Annotated in this window: 11 protein-coding genes; 5 read left to right on the top strand and 6 right to left on the bottom strand. The window is 38.2% G+C overall.

The window, feature by feature from the left end:
* Positions 1-129: 129 nt before the first annotated feature.
* The 4 genes from ACTQ50_RS18250 (at position 130) to ACTQ50_RS18235 (ending at position 2,381) form a co-directional block, all read left to right on the top strand.
* Complete coding sequence (locus tag ACTQ50_RS18250; protein WP_226820558.1) at positions 130-297, top strand: hypothetical protein; 168 nt, start codon at positions 130-132, stop codon at positions 295-297.
* Positions 287-883 carry a Fic/DOC family protein gene (locus ACTQ50_RS18245; protein WP_441485364.1) on the top strand — a complete coding sequence of 199 codons (597 nt, stop codon included), beginning with the start codon at positions 287-289 and terminating at the stop codon, positions 881-883. The genes ACTQ50_RS18250 and ACTQ50_RS18245 overlap by 11 nt, the downstream gene beginning before the upstream one ends.
* Before the next feature lie 411 nt (positions 884-1,294).
* Positions 1,295-1,873, top strand: coding sequence for a hypothetical protein (locus ACTQ50_RS18240; protein WP_441485363.1), 579 nt, complete (start codon positions 1,295-1,297; stop codon positions 1,871-1,873).
* A gap of 139 nt (positions 1,874-2,012) precedes the next feature.
* The gene (locus tag ACTQ50_RS18235) at positions 2,013-2,381 is read left to right on the top strand and encodes a hypothetical protein (protein ID WP_441485362.1); all 369 of its coding nucleotides are present in this window, start codon (positions 2,013-2,015) and stop codon (positions 2,379-2,381) included.
* Positions 2,382-2,441: 60 nt separating this feature from the next.
* On the opposite strand, the gene ACTQ50_RS18230 is transcribed toward ACTQ50_RS18235, so the two are convergent.
* The gene (locus ACTQ50_RS18230) at positions 2,442-2,810 is read right to left on the bottom strand and encodes a hypothetical protein (protein ID WP_441485361.1); all 369 of its coding nucleotides are present in this window, start codon (positions 2,808-2,810) and stop codon (positions 2,442-2,444) included.
* A 309-nt stretch (positions 2,811-3,119) separates the two neighbouring features.
* Positions 3,120-3,611 carry a type IV pilin protein gene (locus ACTQ50_RS18225; RefSeq protein ID WP_441485360.1) on the bottom strand — a complete coding sequence of 164 codons (492 nt, stop codon included), beginning with the start codon at positions 3,609-3,611 and terminating at the stop codon, positions 3,120-3,122.
* Between the two features lie 318 nt (positions 3,612-3,929).
* On the opposite strand from ACTQ50_RS18225, the gene ACTQ50_RS18220 reads away from it, so the two are divergent.
* Positions 3,930-4,889, top strand: coding sequence for a prepilin-type N-terminal cleavage/methylation domain-containing protein (locus ACTQ50_RS18220; RefSeq protein ID WP_441485359.1), 960 nt, complete (start codon positions 3,930-3,932; stop codon positions 4,887-4,889).
* Between the two features lie 192 nt (positions 4,890-5,081).
* On the opposite strand, the gene ACTQ50_RS18215 is transcribed toward ACTQ50_RS18220, so the two are convergent.
* The 4 genes from ACTQ50_RS18215 to ACTQ50_RS18200 form a co-directional block, all read right to left on the bottom strand.
* Positions 5,082-6,071 carry a type II secretion system protein gene (locus ACTQ50_RS18215; protein WP_441485358.1) on the bottom strand — a complete coding sequence of 330 codons (990 nt, stop codon included), beginning with the start codon at positions 6,069-6,071 and terminating at the stop codon, positions 5,082-5,084.
* Positions 6,072-6,437: 366 nt separating this feature from the next.
* Entirely contained in the window at positions 6,438-6,908 is a 471-nt protein-coding gene (locus tag ACTQ50_RS18210) for a GtrA family protein (RefSeq protein ID WP_441485357.1), read from the bottom strand.
* Positions 6,895-8,421 (bottom strand): NAD(P)/FAD-dependent oxidoreductase, encoded by a 1,527-nt coding sequence (locus ACTQ50_RS18205; RefSeq protein WP_441485356.1) that lies wholly within the window; start codon positions 8,419-8,421, stop codon positions 6,895-6,897. The genes ACTQ50_RS18210 and ACTQ50_RS18205 overlap by 14 nt, the downstream gene beginning before the upstream one ends.
* Positions 8,422-8,433: 12 nt before the next feature.
* A complete protein-coding gene (locus ACTQ50_RS18200; protein ID WP_441485355.1) occupies positions 8,434-10,221 on the bottom strand; it encodes a hypothetical protein in 1,788 nt (595 codons plus the stop codon).
* Between the last annotated feature and the right edge of the window lie 373 nt (positions 10,222-10,594).

The following is a 10,594-nucleotide window of genomic DNA, read 5'->3' as shown; positions in this document are numbered from 1 at the left end:
CAAGAGGGTGCTCTGAGATTTTTTCTTTCTGTAGGATAATGACAGTATACAGAGCAACCTGACGACAGGCAATAAGATCTATAAAATGCTATTTTAAAAGAGCATCAACAACTAAAAGGAAATTTTTCTATGATAATAAATGAACAGCCCAAAAGAGTAACTGATGTTGTCGCAACCATGGCAATTGAAGATATGTATCTTAGCAGAGAATTTGTTGACGAACTTGTTAAGGTTGCCAATGGCAAACGTACGTCAGAGTCTTTAAGACAGGAAGTAATCAAAAAATATGCCAGATAATCAATATTGTTATCCAGAATCCAATGTTCTAAAGAATAAATTAAATATCACAGATGCCCGGGAACTATCCGGGGCAGAAAAAGAATTAACCGCGATTCGGCTTTATGAGTTACAGGAAAATCCCATTAAAGGCAAATTTGATTTCGCACATTTAAGAGCCATTCATAAGTATATTTTTCAGGATCTTTACCAATGGGCTGGGAAAATTCGAACTGTAGAAATTGGAAAAGGAAATCTGTTTTGTGCAACTGCATTTATTCCAGATTATGCTGATTCTGTGTTTCGGAAATATTTTTCACAGTGTAAATCCGCAAAAGACAACAGGGATGAATTTATAAAAGTTTTTGCTGATAATTATGGCGACTTAAATGCATTACATCCATTCCGGGAGGGAAATGGAAGAACTCAGCGAGAATTTGCAAGACTTGTTTGCTTAGAATGTGGTTACGATTTTGATTTATCCTGTACTACCCACCGGGAAATGCTGGAAGCAAGTAAACTGTCTTTTGACAGAGCGGATAGTTCTCTTTTTATTAGAATTTTTTCGAAGGCAGTAGTACCTTATGGCTCACCGACAAAAGGTTAATCTGAGCCCCTGAAATTCTACGTAATATACAGCGACGGTCAAATGAGAAAATAGCCGTCGCTGTTACATTAATCATTGACAATGTCCTTCACTAAGTCGTATACTTAATCTACTTTCACCAAAGAAAAATCTAAATCTGATCATTCGGTCAGGTAATTCCAATTTGTTATGAATGTTTTTGTATCGATATGAAACGGTTGTTGTAGAGTCACATTTTTATATACTAATACTTGAAATATGATAAATATATGTATATACTAATGGTAGTACAAAATGTTCATTTCTGTATTACGCACATGACTTTACGTAACCTTTTTCATATGCAGAAAGGAGTGTGCATGCGGAAAGAGAACGCTACATCAAAAGACAGATTGTTTTTATCTGCTGCTTCAAATTGGAGTCTATTTGGGGATGGAGCGCTGGTCGTCAGCCTTTAAAATGGACGATCTGACCAGGACAAGGGTTTTTCCGGAAGAACTGCGGAAATTATTTGCAGAGAAACCAATGCTGCTTTTTGAAGTGTATCATTTCCAAAATATCGAATGGTTCCAGACAGATTTGCGACAGGTTTGTGGATTCTTGCAAAGAACGAATGATAAAACGGCATTACAAGAGTATGTAAAAGAGAATGAAGCTGTTTTCTCTAGACTAGAAGAAGACACTTTTGATTTACTTACCGTAATGTCTGGAATTAGGGCTATGAAACTTATAAAAAGAGATGTTGAAAACGTGGGAGGTGGGTTTGATATGTGTAAGGCGTTTGATGATATGATGAGGGATAGTAAACAGGAAGGTATTCGTGATGGCAAACGTGAAGGTAAACGTGAAGGAAAACGTGAGGGCATACGCGAAGGCGAGCGTATGACAGAAGAACGCATGAATGCATTAATTCAAAAGTTAGTTTCTGCTGGGCGCATTAATGATTTACTGCAAGCAAGTAAAGATAAAAAATATCGAAAAAAATTAATGGGCGAATTGGGGATTGCATGAGGATAAAACTGGGTGGTGGCTTTGAGGGCTGCCACTCTATTTATTTGGAAATTTTAGTGTTAAAGATAAGTGGGGATTTGTGGCTGGCTAGAGGGGGATTTCATTTGAATTGAGTTCGTTCAATTATGGGGGAATTGGGATGGGAAGGGCCGTGTTGGTTGCGATTAGTATTCCGATTTTCTCATCACAGTTAGAGAAATCTAGAGATGCTGTTTCAGTTTCTAATATGCGTGCAGCTTATGCTCAAGCACAGGCAGCTTGGTTAACTGGTAGTGGTGATGGAACAGGAACTGACGGTAATACAGATGCAACTGTTACAGTAAATAAAACTGATAAAAAAGTTACAGTTACAGGTGCTGTTATAAAAAGCCAAACAGGTAATAATTGGAGTGGATTAGCAGCTGAGCTTCCATTTTCTGCACCAGAAGATACTGGGGAAAATACTACCAAAGGTATGGTTTTCACTTATACAACCGAAGGTGCTACACCTACAGTTACCTTTAACTAGAAAATTGCGGCTAATAAAAGCGGTGATCAATAACGACCACCGCTTTAAATTTTTTCTTATTTAATTTGCAGTTGCAGTACAAGTGCCATCTTTTGCAAAGGTAAATACCATTGTATAAGTAGATCCATCAGCTTTAGCTTTACCCATATTAGCAGCGTCTGTATGTTTAAATGGAAGCTCAACATCAATATTACCTGCAAAACCATCAGCTGTACCTTTGGCTACTACTTTTTCTACTGTAACTGCAACTTTTCCATCTGTATCTGCTGCGGTAACAGTAACATTTCCATCTTTTGCAACAGCTTTTCCATTTGCAGTAAGCATTGCAGATGAAGCTTCTGCATATGCTGCTCGCATATTAGATACTGTAACAGCATCTCTAGACTTCTCCAACTGAGAAGTAAAGATCGGAATACTAATCGCAACCAACACGGCCGCCTAACACTCACCCTACTCTAAGTAGTAATAGTTTGCAGTATTTCTTAAAGGGTGTCAAAACTGAAATGACACCCCAAAAATAATAATAACACCTCTTCTAAAAATCTGACACCCTTGACATTGCGTTTAAATATTAGATCGGGAACTTAGCTTCCATGTTCATTTGAAATTAGTCATGAAAATTCAGACAGAAAACCGTCCTCGGTCCTTTTCCCAGTCCTTCATCAGCCCCCACTCGCCCTAACAGATATATGGGCAGATGTGGTATAAAATGGTCATGGACTATGTAACTGTATCCCGTTACAAACCAAATATAATAAGATTTTGTACACTATCATAGTATAAGTTGATTCCATTGCCTTTGAAGTGAAATCCTTCAGCTCCCCAAAGGCCACAGGTTTCACATTTATAAGCATTGCTGACATCACATCCATTCTCTTTGAACGCATACGCACCCGCAGGAGCCACAAACGGCAGGGCATCATTTGGTTTAAAAATCAGATGATTACAGTCTTCGGCTAAAACAAAATAAACCTTCGTATTATTGTTATTGATCTCCTTCAATTTCAAATCATCAAACGAATATGCCGTCCCTTCTATTTCAATTTCCTGCAAATTATTAGCAACTTGCGCTAGAGCATACGCATCGCGCATTGCTGAATGATCAACAGCCAGTCTGGCTTTTTTCAACTGGCTCGTAAAAACAGGGATGGAAATGGCAACCAGTACAGCTATTATCGCCACTACAATTAAAAGTTCTGCAAGAGTGAACCCCTTTTTTCTTTTAAACATTTCATCATTTGCCACCTTTTTATGATTTCACTTTCTATTATATATGATTCCATGTAACTAGGCAACCTAATATACTGGCACATTCCTTCCTATTTCAACTAATTGACTTGCCGGTTTTTCCATCAAACTGCGTTGACTTCAATCGACGATGCCACCGCATCACCTTATTCAGTCGCCTTGTCAATGAAAAACATTCTAAATCATTCAAGAACCAGGCAAGGACAAAAGACAGGTTTGGGTCCGGTTCTAGGGTTGCGTATCCGGGCTGCCTGCGATATAATGAAAAAACAGAAATATCTGAAAGGTGGGAATGGAGGAATGCAAAAAAACAAAAACGGATTTACTTTGGCGGAGCTTTTGGTCGTGGTGGCAATTATCGCCGTCCTCGTCGCAGTGTCGATTCCAATTTTTACGTCCCAGTTAGAAAAGAGCCGGGAAGCCACGGATTTGGCCAATGTGCGCAGTGCTTATGCCCAGGTGATGTCAGCAGCCATTGTAGAAGATACCAACTCACCTCTGTATCATAAAGGAAGATACCAGCTCATTGTGCCTTTGAAGCAGACCAAAAATGGATGGGATATGGATAAAGACAAGCTCGTAGTTGGTGGAATCAAATATTCTGACGAAAATTGGCTGAATAAGGATCCCCGGGCAAAGGGGCGCTGCAAGGTCTATTATTCTGATTCTGAAGGTATGGCTTTTCTCAACTGGGCCGGTGAAGATCATATCAACACGGAATCTGCCCGCGACTTCCTGACCCAGGAGATTCTGAAGGAAATAGTGGGTGATGATTACAAGTATAGTGTCATCAATTCCAACGAGACTTATGAGCAAGGCGGGGGAACGAAAAGGTTTATCGATTATGCCAGAGAGCATGGCTTTGATCTGGAAGACTATGGTGCCGCCACCTGGCAGATTTATGTCAAGGAAAAGGGGGCGGGTTCTTCAGACCCTATTCTTTCACATCCCGCAATCTACTGGTCTACTGTAGAACTCACTGGTGATTTAGTTGGTAAGGGTATTCCTGTGATGGGATACCGGGACGGAAAGTACGATGTGTATTTCGCTAACGTTGTAACGAATAATAAAGGAAGTAAAAACCAGTATTATACGATACCAAACGATTTTGCAAATATTACAGAAAAAGGTGGTACTGCAACCTTTCAATTTGACAACTATAAAGATGCCAAGTCTGCATATGATAAGATCTTTGAGGTGTATGAGAATAAGCATACACTTACCTATGAAGATATGAAATCCCAAGGACTGACAGGGTAGGACAGGGGACAGGTTTCTGTCCGTTTCTGGCTCTGTCTTTTGGGTACAAAGAAGCCGCTTCATCAACGTTTAATTGTCGATGTAACGGCTTCACATTTTTTATTCATGAATGATTTTCCAACCCATTACCTTGTTTTACTGGGCGGTTGGCAGTTATAATATGTAGTGAGAATCCGGACGCAAACCTGTCCCCTATTCTGCTTTTTCTATTTGAAGTGTTTTATAATATGCGTAAGCATCATTCAGATTATCAAATTCCTTTTTCTTTCCATCATCACGAATAACACTGTCCATATCAAAGTCATCGCTAGAATAATTTGTTCTTCCTTTTTCGTCTCTTGAAATGACATAGTATGGCCTACCCTGAGCACCGTCATTTTGCTCATATAATGAAGCCATTCCTACTTGGATTTTACCATTTTCTTTTTGTAATATGGCAGGAATCTTATCTCCAGCCTTCCAATTATCATGTTCACTAATATCTACTTCAGAAAATAGATAATTCTTGTTCTCTTCTTTGTTATGTGCGATGCCACTATTTCTTTTTGTAGAAAGAATCGCCCATGTTTTTATATTACTTCCTATTTTCTGAAGCTCTTCGTTAATTTTTGTTATTGAAGTATTATCATTTTTGTTATATGTGGAATTTGCAACAATAAAACTCGTTGTACTTTGACCTAGAACAACAGATTTAAATGCACTTAGTATATCATTATTATATTCTACAGTTGAACCGCCCGAAGCTGTACCTCCGTCCCAGTTAAATATAATACCTGTATCATCTTTATAAGACACTGTACATGTTCCATCAGGACCTGGAAAACCTTTCCAATGCTCATTTTCTGGCGTATCTTTTGTAACAGTTACATCTGCAATAGTAACAGGATAACTCTGCCAGTCATTCTGTTTTTGTTTTAAAGCGATATTAGCTGAATAAACACCATTATCATAAATTTTTTCTCCGTTATATTCAACATCTTTATCTTCTGTAATAGCCGCACTCATAACTTCTGCATATGCAGCTCGTACGTTTGCAAGATCTGTCGCTTCTCGGCTCTTTTCTAACTGTTTTGAAAATAATAGAACAGCTACCGCCACAAGCACACCTATTATCGCCACGACAATCAATAATTCCGCAAGAGTAAAACCACTTTCATTATATCTATTTTTTCTATCTTTCATACAGATGTCACCTATTTCTATTATCTAAAATTTATCTTATATCATCAACTCAAGCATATTGTAGCAAATCAATCTTTCCAAATCAATAACCGAAAGAATATTTTTACATTTTCGTTGTTTTCAGCTGTAAGTACCGTTGTATCGCCTTTGATTCTAAAAGAAATCGACACATAAAAGGAATAAATACAAAATCAGTAACTCAGTTTCAGCGCAAAGAAGCCGCTACATCAACGTTTTATTTGTCGATGTAACGGCTTCCAGCTTTTCATTCATGAATGATTTTTAATCAACTACCTTGCCTTCCCGGGTGCTTGGCAGTTGAGGTATGTTGTGAGGATCCGGACACGAGAACCGTCCCCTATTCTATTATCGAAATACGATAAGCTTACTAATCACATAATTACCAATCACAACTATGACCTGAGCTATCACCTTAACCACAAGTGTATTTAAATCAATCAGGTCAATCCCCACCCATAGAACCACTTCTTCCATAGCAAGTGTTGTAAGCCTTCCCACAGCAAATGAAATGGCTTCTTTAACGATAAATGGCTCTCTGCTGGCAAATACCCACTTTCGATTTGTGATATAAGCAAATATAACCGCAACAATCCAGGCAATGATGTTTGCACCTAACGCCGGAATGTGGAATCCACCTACGAATATCCAAAATGCTATCAGATTTATCAGCGTCGTTAAAACACCAAAAAACAGGTACAATAACTGCTCTTTGTAACGATTATACACTGGAAAACACCACTTCAGAAAATGTGCAGACATAATCCAGTCAAATATATCCAATTGTTCGGTATCTGATATGATCTTATTTTTCTTCATGATACTCCTGTTCCGTGTTGACCTTCCATATCGCTCGTTTCTCACTTTTACCCTCTAATGCGTCAACTGCAGCAAATGCTGTTGCCATAGAATGATCCATGTTGTTATAGCGGTGCTGTCCATTTCGCCCAATACAATAAAGATTCTCAAATCCCTCTAACCACTCAATCAGTGTGTCAATCTCATCGTATGTATCAAAATACGCCGGATAAGCTTTCTTTACTCTCTCACGGCATGAGTCTAGAACAGAGACATCTTCATCCAATACGCCAATTCGTTTTAACTCCTCGATTCCTAACGCCACGCAGTTTTCCTCGGACATATTCCAGAAGTCATCATTCTCACGGCAGAAGTATTCTAATCCAATCCAAACAGTGTGTTCCGGATCCTCAAGCATATACGGGGACCAGTTGTTGAAAACCTGAATGCGCCCTAATCTCACATTCGTATCCTGTACATAAATCCAGCAATCCGGTACAATATCACCCAAAGTTGGGATACTGGTTTTATTCTTAAGGGCTAGTCTGTCAACCAATAATCCAACGGTGACAAAATCACGATAAGGAAGTCCTTTGGCGATATCTTTTATCTTCTTTGGAGCATCCCCCAGAGCCGGCACTAATTCTTGTAATGGCATACTGGAGAATACCGCATCTGTTTCATATCGGCTTCCATCAGAGCAAGCCACAGCTCGAATGCGGGATTCTTCCTTCTCACATTCCACAACCTTTTTATGAAAATGTATCGTTCCTCCCGCAGCAATCACCCGTTCTGCGACTGCTTCCCATAGTTGTCCAGGACCATACTTCGGATAATAGAATTCTTCGATCAGAGATGTTTCCACTTCCTTGTTTTTCCCAGGAAGGATTTTCTTTAAAACGTTACTGATCAAGGCAGCAATGGAGACACCTTTCACACGTTGAGCGCCCCAGTCTGCGGATATCTCTTTGGGAGGTCTCCCCCAAACTTTCTCTGTATATCCTTCAAAAAACATGGAATATAGTTTCCGTCCGAAGCGATTAATGTAGAAATTCTCCAGAGAATCTTCTGGAAGTTTATGTACACAAGAAGCCAAATAGGAAACACCCGCTGCCATACTTGTTCCTAACCCCATATTGATGAACGTTTCCAGTTTGAAGCTGACAGGATAATCAAAAAATTTCCCCTTATAATAGATACGACTCACACGATGTCGGATAAGGAATACTTCCTCTTCCTTTTCCGGATCCGGTCCTCCCGAAACCGTACGCGAGTACCTTTTTAATAATAAATCATCCTTGGAAGGAGCTCCTTGAATAGGAAGGACATCTTGCCACCACTTCATCACTCGATCATCCTTCGAAAAGAAACGATGCCCTCCGATATCAATTCGCTGCATTTTGTGATGAACCGTTTTTGAAATTCCTCCGATGGAATTGGAAGATTCAAGTACCGTAACCCTATGTCCTTTTTGTAATAGCTCCCAGGCTGCCGTCAATCCTGCCGGGCCAGCACCAATTATCGTTATATTCATATGTATTTCCTCTCACTCTTCTGGACCGACCATCACATCCAGGTATGGCTTTAAGATTTTCTCCATCGGTACACCATTTTCATAATCTTTACGCATCTCATCGGTTATTTTAAAACCATTGTATATGATATTATACCTATCATCATCCAATGGTTCCAAATGATGTTTCTTAAGTAAATCATTTCGAACATATACCGGAATACTCCCTCTTCTTATCTTCAGTTTCCATGTATAATTCATCTCAAACACATCAACAAGTGTATAATCGCTATATGTAATACGATCGCCAAAAATTATATCTAGATCTGGCTTTCCAATAATAACATCTGGAGTACCAGTCTCTCTCCATTGAGCAATTGTTTCAAGACTTTCTTTATAATTTGCAACTTTGTATTTCATATATGCCTTAGAATTATCTCCAAGATTTAAATTAGCCGAAACATTATTTTGAAAATATGCATTTATTACAACAGGTATTCCAATCGTATATGTATTCACATAGTCTTTACATTCATTGGATTGTCCATTAACAGAACCATTATCCTCCCATTGAGAGAAAATGATTGTATTATCTAACTTGTGCTCTTTTAAAAAAGAGGATCCTCTTCTTCCATAACTATATTCCACACGAATATCATTCACTGAAGCACATATTGCCCATATAAGTGGCACCACCATGCAAAAACAACCGATTAAGATATATGCCCCTCGAAGAATCCTTTTATCTCGGTTATTTTGTAACAACTTGCCTAAAACTATTTTTCCTATCTCGAAATTCATTTCATCACGACTCATCAACTCTGCCCAAAAAAGTACCAAGATGAAAACAATGCCAAGATGATGCGCAGAAAAATAAACCTTTGCTGCAAAAACGGCAAATAAGAGATATGGTATCAATAGAAATTTTAATCCCTTCTTGGATGATGCACAAAAGATCATAATCCATAATACAATACCAATAATACAAAATGCTGTAAGTTCCCAATAGGGAATCATTACATGTTGTAGAAGTGCCGTGTCAATACTAAACCAACTTCCAAAAGTTAAAAAACACTCACCAAGAAGAGTAAATAAGGTGCAAAGTAAACATATCCAAAATGAGTTATTTGCATTTGCACTCGTTACATAAGTATCACTTCGTGGCATGATTTCTGCAATAAGCAACAAAGCCACCACAAGTAGTACAAGTAACGACCGTGTTCTCACATCTGTGAATATCTCACAAAATAGTGATCTAAATCCTTTTTCTTGGAATATCTCCCAAAGTATACATACAGATATCCCACCTGCCAACAGGATACCATAGGCAGAGGTAAGACAAAGCAACAATAGTAAAGCAAATATTCGCCAAGGATGCTCCTTTCTCTGGGGCAAATTCATCCCCAAAAGTAAGAAACAAAGTAACATCAAACCATATGGCCGAACAATCACACCATACTGATAAAAGAAAAAGTAAGTAAATGGAATCGTTAATCTTATGATACGAGGCAGTTTTGAGTGGAATATCATTAGAACGGCAGAAGTAGTGGATATTAGTAAACCAATTGTTTTTAAGCCAATCTCAAATGGTACTCCTAACTTTGCTGGAATTGATAATAAAAGCCACCACAGTGGTGGATGTCCTTCATAATGAGGAATCTCGAAAAAAATCTCTTTTAAACTTGCGCATTTTGCAATCTGCCATGCCTGTGCCTCATCAAACCAAGGTTCATGGAATACTGTAATAATGCAGTAAGTAAGAACAAAGAGAAATAATGTAATATATTCTAGTTTCTTTTCAGATTTTATCTTTTCTAACATTCTTGCTTTTCCTCATAAAATGGTATGCCTATATTTTTAATACTCTAAACATAGTATATAATAACACAGAATACTATTGCAAACAATAAAAAGCAATTTTCTCTATTTTAATATAGGATGAAATAAATCATGATGTATCTATTTTTTTCCATAATGTTCTGAGAATCTACCTTGCCAAACGATAATCAAAATTTCGTTTGACTAGGGCTAATTTCGTTTGTCGAGGTCTTAATTTCGTTTGGCTAGAGTATTTTCGTTTGACAGTAAATGGTGAATAACCAGTCAACTTCCTTGCGTCTCCAAAAGATGAGATAATGGTGTGAAAAGTGTAAAAAGTGTGTTTCACACTTTTCACGAAAAACACCACAGGAGG

This window comes from Blautia sp. Sow4_E7 (assembly GCF_052116245.1).
Classification (GTDB): Bacteria; Bacillota; Clostridia; order Lachnospirales; family Lachnospiraceae; genus Blautia_A.
This window is presented reverse-complemented; position numbering and strand designations above follow the sequence as displayed.